13 protein-coding genes and 1 other annotated feature are annotated in these 17,745 nt (G+C 37.3%); of the genes, 1 reads left to right on the top strand and 12 read right to left on the bottom strand.

The genetic code is table 11. The features are described from left to right. Positions 1-258: 258 nt before the first annotated feature. The 11 genes from DN394_RS01115 to DN394_RS01070 form a co-directional block, all read right to left on the bottom strand. On the bottom strand, positions 259-1,026 hold the full coding sequence (locus DN394_RS01115) for a tRNA threonylcarbamoyladenosine dehydratase (protein ID WP_000903181.1): 768 nt from the start codon (positions 1,024-1,026) through the stop codon (positions 259-261). 659 nt (positions 1,027-1,685) lie between these two features. After that, positions 1,686-3,461 carry an aspartate--tRNA ligase gene (aspS, locus tag DN394_RS01110; RefSeq protein ID WP_149293547.1) on the bottom strand — a complete coding sequence of 592 codons (1,776 nt, stop codon included), beginning with the start codon at positions 3,459-3,461 and terminating at the stop codon, positions 1,686-1,688. Between the two features lie 12 nt (positions 3,462-3,473). Beyond that, entirely contained in the window at positions 3,474-4,745 is a 1,272-nt protein-coding gene (gene hisS, locus DN394_RS01105; RefSeq protein WP_000027073.1) for a histidine--tRNA ligase, read from the bottom strand. A 69-nt stretch (positions 4,746-4,814) separates the two neighbouring features. Then, positions 4,815-5,045 (bottom strand) — a binding site (T-box leader). A 54-nt stretch (positions 5,046-5,099) separates the two neighbouring features. After that, positions 5,100-5,276 (bottom strand): hypothetical protein, encoded by a 177-nt coding sequence (locus DN394_RS28860; RefSeq protein ID WP_001242605.1) that lies wholly within the window; start codon positions 5,274-5,276, stop codon positions 5,100-5,102. A 267-nt stretch (positions 5,277-5,543) separates the two neighbouring features. After that, a complete protein-coding gene (locus DN394_RS01100; protein ID WP_001266955.1) occupies positions 5,544-5,984 on the bottom strand; it encodes a D-tyrosyl-tRNA(Tyr) deacylase in 441 nt (146 codons plus the stop codon). Positions 5,985-6,001: 17 nt separating this feature from the next. Then, positions 6,002-8,185, bottom strand: a complete 2,184-nt coding sequence (gene relA / locus DN394_RS01095) for a GTP diphosphokinase (protein WP_001262796.1) — start codon at positions 8,183-8,185, stop codon at positions 6,002-6,004. Between the two features lie 210 nt (positions 8,186-8,395). After that, on the bottom strand, positions 8,396-8,908 hold the full coding sequence (locus DN394_RS01090; RefSeq protein WP_000346221.1) for an adenine phosphoribosyltransferase: 513 nt from the start codon (positions 8,906-8,908) through the stop codon (positions 8,396-8,398). Positions 8,909-8,955: 47 nt separating this feature from the next. Beyond that, positions 8,956-11,295, bottom strand: a complete 2,340-nt coding sequence (gene recJ, locus DN394_RS01085; RefSeq protein WP_149293546.1) for a single-stranded-DNA-specific exonuclease RecJ — start codon at positions 11,293-11,295, stop codon at positions 8,956-8,958. A gap of 101 nt (positions 11,296-11,396) precedes the next feature. Then, positions 11,397-12,290, bottom strand: coding sequence for a cation diffusion facilitator family transporter (locus tag DN394_RS01080; RefSeq protein ID WP_087982109.1), 894 nt, complete (start codon positions 12,288-12,290; stop codon positions 11,397-11,399). Positions 12,291-12,446: 156 nt separating this feature from the next. Next, a complete protein-coding gene (gene secDF, locus DN394_RS01075; protein WP_149293545.1) occupies positions 12,447-14,711 on the bottom strand; it encodes a protein translocase subunit SecDF in 2,265 nt (754 codons plus the stop codon). A 270-nt stretch (positions 14,712-14,981) separates the two neighbouring features. Further along, positions 14,982-15,266, bottom strand: coding sequence for a post-transcriptional regulator (locus tag DN394_RS01070; protein WP_000890214.1), 285 nt, complete (start codon positions 15,264-15,266; stop codon positions 14,982-14,984). Positions 15,267-15,452: 186 nt separating this feature from the next. Here DN394_RS01070 and spoVB point away from each other — a divergent pair, with 186 nt between their 5' ends. Then, a complete protein-coding gene (gene spoVB, locus DN394_RS01065; protein WP_000198304.1) occupies positions 15,453-17,012 on the top strand; it encodes a stage V sporulation protein B in 1,560 nt (519 codons plus the stop codon). 29 nt (positions 17,013-17,041) lie between these two features. Here the strand turns inward: spoVB and DN394_RS01060 are convergent, their stop codons facing one another. Beyond that, complete coding sequence (locus DN394_RS01060) at positions 17,042-17,689, bottom strand: DUF421 domain-containing protein (protein WP_000455379.1); 648 nt, start codon at positions 17,687-17,689, stop codon at positions 17,042-17,044. Between the last annotated feature and the right edge of the window lie 56 nt (positions 17,690-17,745).

Here is a 17,745-nt window from a genome sequence, read left to right as displayed (position 1 = left end):
TACTATAAACATATACGATTGAAAGGAGCTGATTGCCATTTCATTAGTAGTCTTCAAAATAACACTCGGTATTCTCGTTCTAACATTAGGACTTTTTACCATTCAGAGTTTAAAAAAGACTTCCGCCTATAAGTCGGATAAATACGATTATTCTTTATTAGGATTACTTACATTCGAATTATTAGTATTGCAAATATCTGCAATTCTTTAAAACATAATAGAAAAAGCATATATCCTAGACGGATATATGCTTTCTTCTTATTCTTGCCCTACACGCTTCACTTCAACGTTTTTAATACGTTCACGTACAACGTGACTTGCCATAATTAGGCCTGCCACAGATGGTACGAATGCATTTGATGAAGGTGGTAATTTCGCTTTACGGATTTTTGCATTTTCGTCTGGTACGATTTCTTTACGTACTTCTTCACGAATTACGATTGGGTTTTCGTCAGAGAAGACAACTTTTACACCTTTTTTAATACCATCTTTACGAAGCTTCGTACGAATTACTTTCGCAATTGGATCTGTATGTGTTTTAGAGATGTCCGCAATACGGAAACGAGTTGGGTCCATTTTATTTGCTGCACCCATGCATGAGATAATTTTAATTTTTCGACGTAAGCACTGTTTAATTAAATGAATTTTGAACGTAATCGTATCAGATGCATCTACTACGAAATCCAATCCATGTTTGAAGAACTCTTCATACGTTTCATCAGTATAAAACATTTCTAGTCCAATTACTTCACACTCTGGATTAATGTCTGCGATACGCTCTTTCATTAATTCTACTTTTGAACGTCCTACAGTAGATACTAACGCGTGAATTTGACGGTTTACGTTTGTAATATCTACAACGTCTTTATCGACTAATACGAGACGTCCTACACCAGAACGTGCTAACGCCTCTGCCGAAAATGACCCTACGCCGCCAATTCCTAAAATACCGACTGTACTATTTTTTAATATTTCAAGTCCTTCTTTACCGAAGGCTAATTCATTACGTGAAAATTGATGTAACATTCAGCTCTACACTCCTATTACAAAAATGGTCTATCATGTATTCTAGCGTTTTTCCGACTATTTGTATAGAAAAAGTTATAGAATTCCTAAAAATACATATTTCGAGAATAAAAACATAGTGTAAACCGGCTTTTATTTCCCCCTAAATATACGTTTGAAAAGGAGGATTTAGAGAACCGAGCAGATCGAGGCACGTATGCTAGGAGGAGCACCGTGTAGGAGTACTACTCGAGCACCGGACTAGCATACGTAATAATGAGATGCGACAGTTATCTGAACCGGACTTTTTAAACAACCCTTTCAATATACGTTTAAAAAGGAGGATTTAGAGAACCGAGCAGATCGAGGCACGTATGCTAGGAGGAGCGCAGTGTAGGAGTGCTACTCGAGCACCGGACTAGCATACGTAATAATGAGATGCGACAGTTATCTGAACCGGACTTTTAAACAACCCTTTCAATATACGTTTAAAAAAGAGGATTTAGAGAACCAAGCAGATCGAGGCACGTATGCTCGGAGGAGCGCAGTGTAGGAGTACTACTCGAGCACCGGACTAGCATACGTAACGATGAGATGCGACAGTTATCTGAACCGGACTTTTTAAACAACCTCTCAAAAAAAGTCTAGACGGCTATAGTATAACCATCTAGACTTTATTCTTACTTCTCTTCTTTTAAGCTTAATTTTAAGTTTAACTCTTCAAGCTGTGCTTCTGCTACTGGGCTTGGAGCTTCTGTTAATAAGCAGCTTGCGCTTGCTGTTTTCGGGAATGCAATTGTATCACGAAGGTTCGTACGGCCTGCAAGTAACATAACAAGACGGTCTAAACCTAATGCGATACCGCCGTGTGGTGGCGTACCGTATTCGAATGCTTCTAATAAGAATCCGAATTGCTCTTGTGCTTCTTCTTGTGAGAATCCAAGTGCTTTGAACATTTTTTCTTGTACGTCACGCTCGTAAATACGAAGTGATCCACCGCCAAGCTCATAACCATTTAATACAAGGTCATATGCTTGTGCACGTGCTTTTTCTGGTGCCGTTTCTAATAGCTCAACGTCTTCACGGAATGGCATTGTGAATGGGTGGTGAGCTGCGAAGTAACGATCTGCATCTTCATCGTACTCAAGAAGTGGCCAATCCGTTACCCATAGGAAGTTAAATTTACTTTCATCGATTAACTCAAGCTCTTTACCTAGACGTAAACGAAGTGCACCTAAGCTATCTGCGACAACGCTCTTCTTATCTGCTACGAATAGTAATAAGTCGCCAGCAGTAGCTTCTAATGTAGCCATTAACGCGTTTGCTTCTTCTTCACCGAAGAATTTCGCAATCGGTCCTTTTAAGCCGTCCTCTTCCACTTTAAGCCAAGCTAGACCTTTAGCACCGTATACTTTTACGAATTCAGTTAATGCATCGATATCTTTACGAGAGTATTTGCTCGCAGCACCTTTTGCATTAATTGCTTTTACTTGTCCGCCGCTTTCTACAGCACTTGTAAATACTTTAAAACCACAACCTACCGCAAATTCAGATAAGTCTGTTAGTTCCATTTCAAAGCGTGTATCTGGCTTATCAGAACCGTAACGAGCCATTGCATCAGCATATTTCATACGAGGGAATGGTGCACTCACTTCTACACCTTTTGCATCCTTCATAACTTTCGTCATCATGCGCTCCATCATATCTAAAATTTCATCTTGTGTTAAGAATGAAGCTTCGATATCGATTTGCGTGAATTCTGGTTGACGGTCTGCACGTAAATCTTCGTCACGGAAACAACGTGCTACTTGATAGTAACGCTCAAATCCGCCGACCATAAGAAGCTGTTTAAATAATTGTGGAGACTGTGGTAACGCATAGAATTCACCATCATGTACACGACTTGGTACTAAATAGTCACGAGCTCCTTCTGGTGTGCTCTTCGTTAAAATTGGTGTTTCTACTTCTAAGAACTCTTCTGTGTCTAGGAAGTTACGAATTGTTTTGGTTACGTCATGACGCATTTTGAATGTGTTAAACATTACCGGACGACGTAAGTCTAAATAACGATATTTTAAACGTACATCCTCTGATGCATCTGTATCATCAGCAATGATGATTGGCGTTGTTTTCGCTGCATTTAATACGTTTACTTTCGTTGCTTGTACTTCAATACGACCAGTTGCCATATTGTCATTAATTGCGCCTTCACCACGCTCAACAACTGTACCTTCTACGTGTAATACGTATTCGCTACGAATTGTTTCTGCTACTTCTAGCGCTTCTTTTGATGTTTCTGGGTTAAATACAACTTGTACGATACCTGTACGGTCACGTAAGTCGATAAAGATTAATCCACCTAAATCACGGCGTTTTTGTACCCAACCTTTTAATTGAACTGTTTGTCCAACTGCTTCTACTGTTACTTTTCCACATTTATGTGTTCTTTCAGCCACTGTAAGTTCCCCCTATATTAATTTCTCTGCTACGTATGAAGCAAATACATCTAATGCTACTTCTTCTTGTTCACCTGTTGCCATATCTTTTAAGTTAATGATGCCTTTATCTAGCTCATCTTCCCCTAGTACAGCTACAAATTTCGCCTTTAGACGATCTGCTGATTTAAATTGTGCTTTCATTTTGCGATCTAAATAATCTTTTTCAACTGATAATCCAGCTTTACGAAGATCAAACGCAACTTTTGCAGCATGGTCTTTCGCTTTTTCACCAAGAGCTACAACGTAACAATCGATACTATGTTCAATTGGTAATTCAATGTTTTCAGCTTTTAGCGCCATAATTAAACGTTCAATACTCATCGCAAAACCGATACCTGGCATTTCTGGTCCACCGATTTCTTGTACAAGTCCGTTATAACGGCCACCACCGCTTAATGTAGTAATAGCACCGAAACCTTCTGCCTCACTCATAATTTCAAAAACAGTATGTTGGTAGTAGTCTAAACCACGTACTAAGTTCGGATCTTTTTCAAATGGAACGTCCATCATCGTTAATAATTCTTGAACTTTGTCGTAGTATACTGCCGAATCTTCGTTTAAGTATTCTGTAATAGATGGTGCTGTTCCCATTAATTCATGGTTACGGTCCTTCTTACAATCTAAAATACGAAGAGGGTTCTTTTCTAAACGAGATTGACAGTCAGAACAGAACTCGCCGATACGTGGCTCAAAGTGTGCGATTAACGCATCACGGTGCGCTTGACGGCTCGCTGCATCACCTAAGCTGTTTAATACAACTTTAATATTTTTCAAGCCCATGCCGCGATAAAACTCTACAGCAAGTGCAATTACTTCTGCATCAATTGCAGGATCGTTACTACCGATTGCTTCAATACCAAATTGTACGAATTGACGATAGCGACCTGCTTGTGGTCTTTCGTAACGGAACATTTGACCGATATAGTATAATTTCGTTGGTTGTGTTGCATCACCGAACATTTTGTTTTCAACGTAAGAACGTACAACAGGTGCAGTACCTTCTGGACGTAATGTTAAACTGCGCTCTCCACGATCTTGGAATGAGTACATTTCTTTTTGTACGATATCTGTCGTATCACCAACACCACGTAAAAATAGCTCAGTGTGTTCAAAAATTGGTGTACGAATTTCTTTATAGTTGTAACGACGGCAAATTTCGCGTGCTTGCCCTTCGATATACTGCCATAACTCAACGCTACCTGGAAGAATATCTTGCGTTCCGCGTGGGATTTGAATAGACATATTCAGTTCCTCCTCAAATTGTTTTAATCTTAATAAAAATAAAAAAACTCCCGCCTCTACTGTTTGAACAGTAGGGACGAGAGTATTATACCCGTGGTGCCACCCTAATTGAAGCACGTATGCTTCCACTTTTTTAATAACGCTTAAATGTGCGTTCATCCCTACTAAGCATATATGCCGTTCAAGTTGAAACCTCTAGAGTGTCATTCAATCAGTCATCATGCAGAAATGTTTTCAGCCTAAGACATTTCTTCTCTTTCCATGTGTATCTCATTTACTCTTCTCTATCAACGGTTATATTCATATGTAAATATAAAATTACTATACGTTTGTTGAGTAGGATTGTCAAGTACTCTAAGAGCGTTCAATCTGCTTCTTTAGACGCTTTACATCTTGAAGAGAAATCCCAAACTCAGAAGCAAGCTCCATTGAAGTATTGTTTTGCTCTTTTGAAATAAAATCATGAAAATTTACGTTAAATAGTTGATTTGCACCATTTGTAACAGAATGCCCTTTTTCATTCATACGCATACGTATATCCCTCACATTCAATATAGATGTTTTACTTTTTATTGTTCCATATTGATGAAAGAGTTATACATAACTGAAACAACTATTGATTCCAAATAAAGTGAAACTTTAATTAATAGGGTTTTGTCCATTGCCACTCATTATTCCCCCTCACTAATCAGGCTTTTACGGGCAGTTGACCTCCCACAAATAGCGAGATAAATGAACAAAACATACAACAATGTATAAAAAAGAGAGGATTATGTAATCCCCTCTTCTTAAGCAATACTATTTACTATCCACAATTAAGGTCACCGGACCATCATTGATTAAAGAAACATCCATCATTGCTCCGAACTTCCCTGTTTCTACATGCAATCCTTGCTTACGAACTTCCTCATTAAAGAAATCATATAAACGCTCTGCATAATCAGGTTTGGCAGCATCCATAAAGTTGGGACGTCTTCCCTTGCGGCAATCTCCGTATAATGTGAATTGCGAAATTGATAGAACTTGTCCTTCTACATCAAGTACAGAATGGTTCATCTTTCCACTCTCATCTTCAAAAATACGTAAGTTCGCAATTTTTTCTGCAATGTAAGTTGCATCTTTTTCTGTATCTTCATGCGTAATGCCAACTAGTAATGTTAAACCGAACGGAATTTGCCCTACGATCTCACCGTCTACTGTGACAGACGCTTCTTTTGATCGTTGTAAAACAACTCTCATCTTTTCTACACTCCCTATTAATGCATCATGCGTCGTACTGCATAAATTTCTGGAACACGTTTAATGCGTTCTACTACTTTTTTCAAGTGCTGTAAGTTACGAATAGAGATTGACATATTAATTGTCGCCATCTTATTACGGTCACTTCTACCAGAAACTGCCGAAATATACGTTTTCGTCTCTGTAACAGCTTGTAATACTTCATTTAATAAGCCGCGGCGATCGTAACCTGAAATTTCAATATCAACGTTATACTCAATTTCTTTTTCAGGACTACCTTCCCACTCTACTTCCAATAAACGTTCTATAGCTTCTTCTGTATGAACATTTACACAATCACGGCGGTGAATCGATACACCTCGGCCTTTCGTAATATACCCAACGATATCATCACCTGGAACCGGGTTACAGCATTTTGATAAACGAATTAATAAATTATCCGCACCACTTACTTTAACGCCAGAATCCCATTTTCGAATTTTCATTGGTTTACGAACTTCTTTAACTTCAACGATTTCTTCTTCTTCACGTTGCTTACGGAATTTGTCCGTTAGTCGCGTAACAATTTGCGACGCTGTAATCCCGCTATATCCAACTGCTGCAAACATATCTTCTTCATTTGCAAAATTGAACTTCTCAGCAACACGTTTTAAATTGTCAGGAGCTAACACTTCTTTCATCTCATACTCTAGGCTACGCACTTCTTTCTCAACAAGTTCACGGCCTTTTTCAATATTTTCATCTCTACGTTGCTTCTTAAAGAATTGACGTATTTTGTTTTTCGCATGAGATGTTTGAGCAAGTTTCACCCAGTCTTGACTTGGCCCATACGAATGTTTCGATGTTAAAATTTCAATGATGTCACCAGTTTTCAATTTATAATCAAGCGTCACCATTTTGCCGTTTACTTTTGCACCAATTGTTTTATTTCCAATCTCTGAATGGACACGATACGAAAAGTCAATCGGAACAGATCCAAGTGGCAATTCCATTACGTCGCCTTTCGGTGTAAAGACGAATACCATGTCAGAGAATAAATCAATTTTTAATGACTCCATAAACTCTTCTGCATTAGAAGCTTCATTTTGCCATTCTAATATTTGACGGAACCATGTAAGTTTCTTCTCTAATGTACCTGTTGTTTCTGCTGTTTTTCCTTCTTTATACGCCCAGTGCGCCGCGATCCCGAATTCTGCAATCTCATGCATTTCTTTCGTACGAATTTGCACTTCAAGCGGATCACCTTTCGGCCCAATTACAGTCGTATGAAGAGATTGATATAGATTTGCTTTCGGCATCGCAATATAATCTTTAAAACGACCTGGCATCGGCTTCCAGCACGTATGAATAATTCCAAGTACTGCATAACAATCTTTAATACTATTTACAACGACACGTACAGCTAATAAATCGTAAATTTCATTGAACTGTTTGTTTTGCAGTGCCATTTTACGATAAATACTGTAAATATGCTTTGGTCTTCCAGAAATCTCAGGTTGAATTGCAACTTCTTTTAATTTCTCACGAATACCAGTCATTACTTCGTCTAAATATTCTTCACGCTCTGCACGTTTACGCTTCATTAAATTTACAATACGATAGTACTGCTGTGGATTTAAATAGCGAAGTGACGTATCCTCTAGCTCCCATTTAATAGTACTAATTCCGAGTCTATGTGCTAAAGGTGCAAAGATTTCTAACGTTTCATTTGCAATGCGACGCTGCTTCTCTTGAGGCAAATGTTTCAATGTACGCATGTTATGAAGACGATCAGCTAGTTTAATTAAAATAACTCGAATATCTTGAGCCATTGCGATAAACATTTTGCGATGGTTTTCTGCTTGTTGTTGCTCATGAGATTTATATTTAATCTTTCCGAGCTTTGTTACACCATCGACAAGCATAGCAATTTCTTTATTAAATTCCCGTTCAATATCTTCTAATGTAATTTCAGTATCTTCCACTACATCATGTAAGAAACCTGCTGATACTGTAGCTGGATCCATGTGTAAATCAACTAAAATACCTGCAACTTGAATTGGATGAATAATGTACGGTTCACCCGATTTTCTGTATTGTTCGCTATGCGCATCACGTGCATATTCATAGGCACGTGCCACTAGCTCAATATCTTCATCTGCTAAATATTGACTTGCTTTCTCGAGTACCTGTTCAGCTGTTAGTACCTGCTCATTTGCCATCGAATCACCTTTTATTGAAAATTGACTTTATCTTAATTAAGTAGAATAAATTATATTCTATCATTATAACCTAATGATTGTGAATTGTGAAAAGGAAAAGATTTTACTGACATTTCACCTTATTTTTTTGTACAATTATACAAAAGTACCCGCTCCTCTCCAAGAGATTCACGGGTACTTCTTATCACCGTAGTTTTACCTATATAGTGATTAGTATTTTTCTAATACTAATACATCGTAACCATCTAACATTTTACGACCATCTAAGTAAGTAAGCTCTACTAAGAATGCAATTCCTGCTACAACTCCGCCAAGTTCTTCAACTAGCTTAATTGTCGCTTCAATTGTTCCACCTGTAGCTAATAGATCATCTGTAATCAATACGCGTTGACCTGGCTTAATTGCATCTTTATGGATTGTTAAAACATCTTTACCATATTCTTTACCGTAGTCAACTGTAATTACTTCACGTGGTAATTTTCCTAATTTACGAACTGGTGCAAAACCTACTTCTAACGCATAAGAAACTGGGCAACCGATAATAAAGCCACGTGCTTCTGGCCCTACTACAACGTCAATGTCTCTTTTCTTTGCATACTCAACGATTGCATCTGTTGCTGCTTTGTATGCTTTACCGTCGTTCATTAACGGTGTAATGTCTTTAAATACAATACCTTCTTTTGGATAATCCGGTACAATTGCGATATGTTGCTTGAAATCCATATTTCTGAATCCTCCTCAGATCTAAAAGGTTTGTAAATACAAATCCTTTACCCTAACTGTTCTACTTCTTTATGATTACGAATCGTTTCAAACCATGTATATAGTTGCTGATATGTGCTATAAACCAATTCTTTTTCTAATTGTAAGTGGTTCATTTTCTCACGATATGTGTTCGATTCAATTAAATCACGCTTTTGTTTTTTGTCTGCCATAAAAATGACGCCATCTTTTATTGTAACAAATTCTAACTCAAAAAACACCTGTGTCATGAAATTTACTGTATCTTTTGACCAACCTTTATGTCGACACAGCTGTTCTCCATATTGTCTTAAAGAAAATGGTGCTTTTTGGCTCAAGAACGAATAGTACCATTTAAAATGTTCCCTCGTTGGAACAGTACTAAATAAATGATTATTCTCTTGATAAAATAGCGTATAAATTCGCGACGGGAACCCAACTTTAAATAAATCTCTTAATTCATCTGTTCCTTTTGGCAAATCAAGTAACACGATGTATTGATCGTCTAAATGAGTCACTTCTGATGCATGCATCATATGCTCTTTATAGTCTTCTAAAGAAAATTTATTCAATACCTCTTCAGAAAAATACACCATTGTTATTTTTTCTTTCGGAAGTTCTGCTACATTCGCTTCTACGTTACGCATACTACGCCAATCAAATAATTGCCACGCCTCTACAGCAATATCTTGTACCATTAATTGCGGCTTCTTAAAATTATTCCATTCATTGATAGATGCTTCCCCTATCACAGATACCTTTGCAACTGGAGAAATTTCTTTCGCATACGCACCAAATCCAAATCCGATTGTATCCAATGTCGCTTGTCCATCGCGAAGAGCCATTTTCAAATGTGAACCGTCTGATCCGATTGCACGAATACTTTCTAGCTCCGCATCCTTCACTGCAATACGCGGTTTTGGATTTCCAACACCAAATGGCGCTAACTTTTGCATGTCTTCAATTGCTGCCAGTGTTACATCCTCCACTTTACAAAAAACATCAACAGCTGTAATTGGAATAAAATCTTCTTCTGTTAAAATTACCTCTGCTTGTTCATTTAAGCGGTGGCGTAATTCATCTACATCATTCATATGTAGCGTCATTCCCGCTGCCATCGGATGCCCTCCGAAGTGTGGCAATAACTCTCTACAATCTGACAAATTTGCAAACAAATCAAATCCTGCAATACTACGTGCTGAACCTTTTGCTGTTTCTTTTACAGGATCAATGCATAGTACAATCGTTGGACGATAAAAACGTTCAACTAATTTAGATGCGACAATTCCAATTACACCTGGATTCCAGCCTTCTTTTGCCAGTACTAGTACTTTATTATCTTCTGGCGGGAAATTATTTTCCACTTCAGCGATAGCTTCTTCTGTAATTTGCTTTACAATATCTTTTCGCAGTTTGTTCAGCTCATCAATTTCTTCAGCTAGCTCTTTCGCTTCTTCTGGATCATCTGATAATAAAAGATGTACAGCCGGCGTAGCATCTTCTAAACGTCCAACTGCATTAATACGCGGTGCGAGTGAGAAACCAATACTCTCTTCTGTAATTTCACTTTGCGAAACGTTAGCAACTTTAAATAGCGCCTTTAGTCCGATATTTTTCGTCATGCGCATATGCTTTAAACCGCGCTTCACTAGCAATCTATTCTCACCATGAAGTGACACTAAATCGGCTACTGTACCAATTACTGCAATTTCTAATAAATGTTCTGGCACACGGCCTAGTAGTGCATGTGCAACTTTAAACGCAACACCTACACCAGCTAAATAGTGAAACGGATATACACCGCCATCTAATTTCGGATGAATAATCGCAAGTGCTTCTGGCAATTCTGGTGGTGGCTCATGGTGATCTGTAATAATAAGATCTATTCCAAGCTCCTTCGCTACCTTCGCTTCATGTACTGCTGCGATACCAGTATCGACAGTAATAATTAGGGAGAACCCTGCGCTATGTGCCCAACGAAATGCTTCTTCGTTTGGTCCATATCCTTCTGTAAAACGGTTTGGAATATAAAATTCTACGTCTGCACCTAATTCTTGCAAAGCAAGATATAACACAGTCGTACTACTTACTCCGTCCGCATCGTAGTCACCAAATATTAATATTTGCTCTCCATTTTGAATCGCCTTATTTACACGTTCTACCGTTCTATCCATTCCTTCTAATAAAAATGGATCATGAAATTCTTGATTTTCTGTATTTAAAAAATCTAAAATCTTATCTTCTGTATCTAGTCCTCTACCGAGGAATAACGAAACGACAAGTGGTGATAATTGTAATTTACTTGCTAATTCACTCACTCGCTCATTATTATATTCTTTTTCTTTCCAACGCGTCTTCGGTTGTAACACGAAATCACCCCTTAACCTGTTCATTATACAAGACAGATTAAGGGGTGACAATATAATGCAAACTACGATGCAATATCTATATACTAAAATGTTAATGATATTTAATTTGGAGAATACGGGTTTATATGTACAAACACATTTTGTACGTTATCTTGTTCCATAAGCGTTTCTTTCACATGCTTTCCAATGCGGTGCCCTTCTTCTACAGTAATGTATGGATCTACAGAAACTTTAATATCAACAATAACGTAATGACCATGCTCCCTTGCATATAAAGAACCAATTTTTTTCACACCATCTATTTGAAGTACTGCTTCTCTAAGCGGAACAACATCTTCCTCATGAAGAACATGATCAAGCGTTGCATGAATTGCTTCTGCCCCAATACTCCATGCCATTTTTGCAACAAGAAGTGAAACAAATAATCCTGCAATTGGATCGGCATATACAAGCCAATCTACCCCAAACTTACCACCAATAATCGCTGCACAAATACCGATTAAAGCTGCAATTGAAGAAAATACATCCGAACGATGTTCATATGCATTTGCAATAATTGCATCACTATTTACCCTCTTCCCTAATCGGAATTTATATTGAAACATTCCTTCTTTCACGATAATTGAAAGAACAACAGCAAAAATCGTAATTCCTTTCGGTGGTTCTAGTTCTTGCGAAAAAGCTTTTATAGACGAAATCGCTATCTCGATTCCCACAATAAATAATAATACTGCAACAATAATTGCTGAAATCGATTCCGCTTTACCATGACCATACGGATGATCTTCATCGGGCGGTTGCTTTGCTGCTCTCAATCCAAAAAGTACAGCGAGCGAACCAATTACATCTGATGCAGAATGCACGGCATCCGCTAATAGTGCTTTACTGTTCCCAATATAACCAATTACCGCCTTTACAATCGCTAATATAATATTACCAACGATTCCGACAATAGCACCAAACTCGGCCTGTTTAAAACGTTCATCTTTTTCCATAATTAAAATCCCTTCTTTTCTTAACCTATCTTTTTATTGTAACAAAAACAGCGATAACATCACCACTTTCTTCCATCTTACTTCTGTTAAAAAGTTGCTATCTTATTGTATCCACAAACGAAAAAAGAGATGCCTCATAAAGAGACATCATCTTTTTTATACTTGTGGTTCAGATTCTACTTTCTCAACCTTTTTCTTGTTTTTGCCCTTTTTCAAACGACGGTTTTCAAGCATTAACCAAATTTGAGAAGCAACGAAAACAGAAGAGTACGTACCTACAACTAATCCAACAAGTAACGCAAACGAGAAGTTACGTAATGACTCACTACCGAAGATAAGTAATGTAATTACCGGGAATAACACTGTTAATACGGTGTTAATTGAACGACCAAGCGTTTGGCGAATACTTGCATTTACGATTTCTTCTAAGTCTTTTATATCGCGAACTCGTTTTTTCTGTTTGTATAATTCACGGTTTCTATCAAATGTAACAATTGAGTCATTAATAGAATAACCGATGATTGTTAACACTGCAGCGATAAACGTTAAGTCTACCTCTAATTGGAAAATACTAAATATAACAACCATAACGAATGCGTCATGTAATAATGCAAGTACTGCAGATAATGCGTACGTAAATCTGAATCGAATACTTACGTATAAAATGATAACCGCAGAAGCAATTAATACTGCGATAAATGCATTTCGTGCAATTTCTTTACCAATTGTCGGTGAAACTGTACTTACATTTGGATCTGTACCATATTTATCGTGGAAGAATGTTTTTGTTTTCGCAATTTCATCTTTTGATAGAACACCTAAAGTACGAACTGCGAATCCTTTATTGTCATCTCCAGTCGGTACAATATTTTCTTCCTTCACGTCAATTTTCAATTCTTTAAAATCTTTATGAACATCAGACACAGTAAGTGCTTGTTTTGATTGCAAGTCGATACGTGTACCACTCGCAAAATCAATACCAAGATTCAATTTGAAAATCGGTAGTATAATTGCACCTGCAATTACAACTACAATCGAGAAAACAAGGAATTTATGACCGATATTTACGAAGTTAATACGATCAAATCTTGTCGGTGGATGTACTACACCTTTTGTTAATGGAATAATATCCTTTTGTTTCACACCAAAGTATCCTGGCTTTTTATCGAAGTAACGGCTCTTTACAAGTAAACCTAGTAAGAAACGAGTACCGAATACGTTCGTAACGAAACCAACTAAAATACTTACGATTAAACTTGTTGCGAATCCTTTTACAGAGCTATTACCATAAACGAATAATACACCAGCCGCTGCAAGAGTCGTAACGTTTGCATCTAAAATTGTTGCTAATGAACGATGATTACCAGCACGGAATGCTGACATCATTGACTTACCAATTTTCAACTCTTCTTTCAGTCTCTCGTACGTAATAATATTCGCATCAACTGCGATACCTACCCCGAGCACTAATGCCGCAATACCTGGCAACGTAAGCACTGCATGCATCCAGTTAAAGACAAGTAATGTAACGAAAATGTATAAACCTAACATAATAACCGCTACAATTCCTGGTAAACGGTAGAATACAAGCATAAATAAGAAAATAAGAGCGATACCAATCGCACTAGCGAAAATTGTTTGTTCTAACGCTTGTTGTCCAAATTTCGCTCCAACTGATGTTGAATACATTTCTTTTAAATCAACAGGAAGTGCACCTGCATTTAATAACGATGAAAGTTGTTTCGCACTTTCAACTGTGAAGTTTCCACCTACGATAGATACTTCAGCTTGATTAAACACTTGGCTTACTGTTGCTGCTGATAAGAACTTCGGATTCGGTTTTGCAGATTCTGCTTTATATGAATCTTTTCCTTCTTCAAAATCAAGCCAAATTACCATTAAATTCGTTGGTGGTGGCATTTTTGAAATTTTGTCAGTTACTTCACGGAATTTATCAGCGCTTTTTAGTGTAAGACCTACGCTCGCACGGCCTTGCTCATCAAATGTTTGCTTCGCTCCGCCGCCTTTTAAATCCGTTCCGTCCATAAGAAGGTTGTCATCTACATCACGGAATGTTAATTTCGCTTGTGTTGATAACATTTCACGTGCTTTTTGCTGATCTTGTACACCAGCAAGCTGTACGCGAATTCGATCTTGTCCTTCGATTTGAATGTTCGGCTCACTTACACCAAGAACATTAACACGATTTTCAAGAGCGCCTACTGTACTTACAAGTACGTCTCGATCGATTTTATCACCTTTTTTGGCTGGTTTTACTTCATAAAGAATTTCAAAACCACCGCGAAGGTCTAGTCCTAGACTAATTCCTTTTGCTATGTCTTTTCCTGCCGCACCAATTACTCCACCGATTAATAAAACGATGAGGAAAAAGGCGGCAATTCTCGTACCACGCTTTGCCATATGTACCCTCTTTCTGCTACTAACACTTTAAATAAATCTCTTACGATTTACTTTTACACGTGTGCATACGCCTAGTTAGTAGACTTCCTTTCTATAATTTTGCTAGTTCAGCACTAGCTGTGTCGGTAAGTTTTTCACAATACCTACACTTTCATTATTTATTTTTTCTCTTCACTACCCCCTTTATATATAATCTTAGACATAATTATTTCCTCATTATCAATACCTATCATTATACTGCAAAAGGAAGAACAAACCAATTGCAGTCGGTTATTTATTTTCATATTCATCAAATGACCAAAGTGGTGCTTGATATGCTTCAACAGTTAAATAATTCATATATTCATTAGTACTTACTCTTAATACATCATTTACTAATTCATATAATCTAACATCACCGTTTATTTTTTTCCACTTCTTCACTTTAAGAAACTTCCAAATATCATCATCTGTTACTCGGTCATAACCGAACATGTGAAACTCTTCTACTTTGCTTTCTAAAACGACTTGTAACTGTCCGCGGTATGATTCTACCAAAGCCTCTTTTTCTAACATACATAAACATCTCCTTCTTATTTCAGCACGAAAAGTCGCTTTTAATCCCGCTCTAATGGACAGCAATAACTACTTTCAAGAGCACTCTCATACTTCACTCTCTTAAATGCTTGTCATTCTTGTCTCATACGTGCATATAAATTATTGTAAATCATTCCACTGATTTTGAGAAGGTAGGAGAAGATCATGACGAGACAAAGCTTTTTAAAAGGCGCATTTATTTTAATGATAGCCGGCTTTATTACCAAAATCCTTGGATTTATTAACCGGATTGTAATGGCACGCATTTTAGGGGAAGAGGGTGTTGGCCTTTATATGATGGCCGTTCCTACATTCATTCTAGCAATTACATTAACACAAATCGGCCTTCCTGTCGCAATCGCAAAATTTGTAGCAGAAGCAGAAGCTGTGAACGATAAACAAAGGGTTAAAAAAATATTAACAGTATCATTAGCTGTTACATCCGTTATTAGTATCATTTTAACAATCGGAATTATGCTCCTCACACCTATTTTAGCAAAAACATTATTAACTGATGAACGAACGTACTATCCATTAATGGCCATTTTACCTGTCGTTCCTGTTATTGCTGTTTCTTCTGTTTTACGCGGTTATTTCCAAGGGAAACAAAATATGAAACCTAGCGCTTATGCTCAAGTTATAGAACAAGTTGTCCGCATTACAATTATCGCTATATGCATTCAGTTATTTTTACCTTACGGCGTAGAATATGCTGCAGCTGGCGCTATGTTATCAGCCGTTCTCGGTGAAGTTGCATCGTTATTATTTTTACTCACTTTATTCCAGCGCGAAAAACATTTATCTATACGCTCTGGATTTTTCACTACTGTAAAGGAGAGCAAGGGTACATTTTATTCTCTTATGGATATTGCCCTTCCAACTACAGGAAGTCGTTTAATCGGTTCCGTTTCATATTTTTTTGAACCTATCGTTGTTATGCAAAGCTTAGCGATTGCCGGAGTTGCTGCCTCTGTCGCAACCCAGCAATATGGTATATTAAACGGTTATGCATTCCCACTTCTATCACTGCCAGCCTTTATTACATACGCTCTTTCTACAGCACTCGTTCCATCTATTAGTGAAGCGATGGCTAAAAGACAGCATAAATTAGTGGAACACCGCCTACAACAAGCTCTTCGGATCTCATTAATTACTGGTGGGTGGTCAGTCGTTATATTATACGTATTCGCTTCTCCTATTTTAACTCTTATGTATGGATCAGATAGTGCAACAGCATTCATCCAGCTTCTTGCACCTTGCTTTTTATTTCATTACTTTCAAAGTCCACTTACCTCTGTTTTACAAGCTTTAAACTTAGCAAGAGCTGCAATGATGAATACATTTATTGGCGCCATCGTGAAATTAATCGTTATTTTTGTACTAGCTTCAAGGCCAGATTTTCAAATGATGGGGGTTGCCCTTGCAATTGCAGCAAATATAGTGACGGTAACATTCCTTCATTACGCTACTGTTTTAAAGAAAATTACATTTACCATTTACGCAAAAGACTACATTTTCGGCGGACTTGCTATCGGTATTGCAGGCGCTTTCGGCTTTTACCTTCATAAATATATGATTTTCTCTCATTCACTCGGCGTACAAACATTATGGGAAATCACTTTAACAACAATCGTTTATATTACCCTCCTCTTCACTTTCAAACTCATTCGAAAAGAAGAGTTAAGTCGACTTCCAATCATTCGAAAACTTTCATTTTTGAAGTAAACGGGCTTACCATTTCATATAGTAAGCCTCTAGTTTTCTTTCAAATCAACAAAAAATTGTCCGTTTTGAAAGCTGCAGTATAAAATTTGTGCGATATCGTTATAACCTAAGTTTTTTAATTTTCCAATGAGCCATTCGTCTGTATGTTCAATCATTTGTAAATGATTCAATTGAATTTCTCCATCAATAATAAGAGGAAGAGTAAACTGCAATGTATCCTGTTTACCTTTTTGTTTTTGAAAGACAGATAACTTCCCAGATGGTTCTAAAATAGCGTATTCTACATCTCGGATATCTCCAACTCCTTGCTCCCTTAATTGCATCAATAAATCATCTATATTATAACGTTGCTTTCTCATCTTCTTTTCATCAATTTTCCCCGCATTTACAAGAATAGCCGGCTCACCTTCTATTAAATGCCGAAATCGTTGAAACTTTAATGAAATGACTGACAAAATAATCTGTATACACATAAGAAAAGTCATCGGAACTAATTGGTGCCAAAGTGATTTATCGGTATTTTCAATTGCGACTACAGCCATTTCCCCAAGCATAATGAATACGACTAAATCTAATACACTTAACTCTCCAATTTCACGTTTACCCATAAGACGAAAAATAATTAATATGATGATATACAAAAGCATCGTCCGGCCAATGATTGATACCCATTCCATTTCTACATCTCCTTTTTTACGTATAGACTCCCCTATAAAAAATAAACTAGTCTAAC

The organism is Bacillus sp. BB081 (assembly GCF_008368895.1).
Taxonomy (GTDB): domain Bacteria; phylum Bacillota; class Bacilli; order Bacillales; family Bacillaceae_G; genus Bacillus_A; species Bacillus_A wiedmannii.
This window is presented reverse-complemented; position numbering and strand designations above follow the sequence as displayed.

Coding starts and splice junctions, on each gene's coding strand:
- DN394_RS01115 (WP_000903181.1), bottom strand. CDS start 1,026: ATGTTACATCAATTTTCACGTAATGAATTAGCCTTCGGTAAAGAAGGA.
- hisS (WP_000027073.1), bottom strand. CDS start 4,745: ATGTCTATTCAAATCCCACGCGGAACGCAAGATATTCTTCCAGGTAGC.
- DN394_RS28860 (WP_001242605.1), bottom strand. CDS start 5,276: ATGCGTATGAATGAAAAAGGGCATTCTGTTACAAATGGTGCAAATCAA.
- DN394_RS01100 (WP_001266955.1), bottom strand. CDS start 5,984: ATGAGAGTTGTTTTACAACGATCAAAAGAAGCGTCTGTCACAGTAGAC.
- relA (WP_001262796.1), bottom strand. CDS start 8,185: ATGGCAAATGAGCAGGTACTAACAGCTGAACAGGTACTCGAGAAAGCA.
- DN394_RS01090 (WP_000346221.1), bottom strand. CDS start 8,908: ATGGATTTCAAGCAACATATCGCAATTGTACCGGATTATCCAAAAGAA.
- DN394_RS01080 (WP_087982109.1), bottom strand. CDS start 12,290: ATGGAAAAAGATGAACGTTTTAAACAGGCCGAGTTTGGTGCTATTGTC.
- secDF (WP_149293545.1), bottom strand. CDS start 14,711: ATGGCAAAGCGTGGTACGAGAATTGCCGCCTTTTTCCTCATCGTTTTA.
- DN394_RS01070 (WP_000890214.1), bottom strand. CDS start 15,266: ATGTTAGAAAAAGAGGCTTTGGTAGAATCATACCGCGGACAGTTACAA.
- spoVB (WP_000198304.1), top strand. CDS start 15,453: ATGACGAGACAAAGCTTTTTAAAAGGCGCATTTATTTTAATGATAGCC.
- DN394_RS01060 (WP_000455379.1), bottom strand. CDS start 17,689: ATGGAATGGGTATCAATCATTGGCCGGACGATGCTTTTGTATATCATC.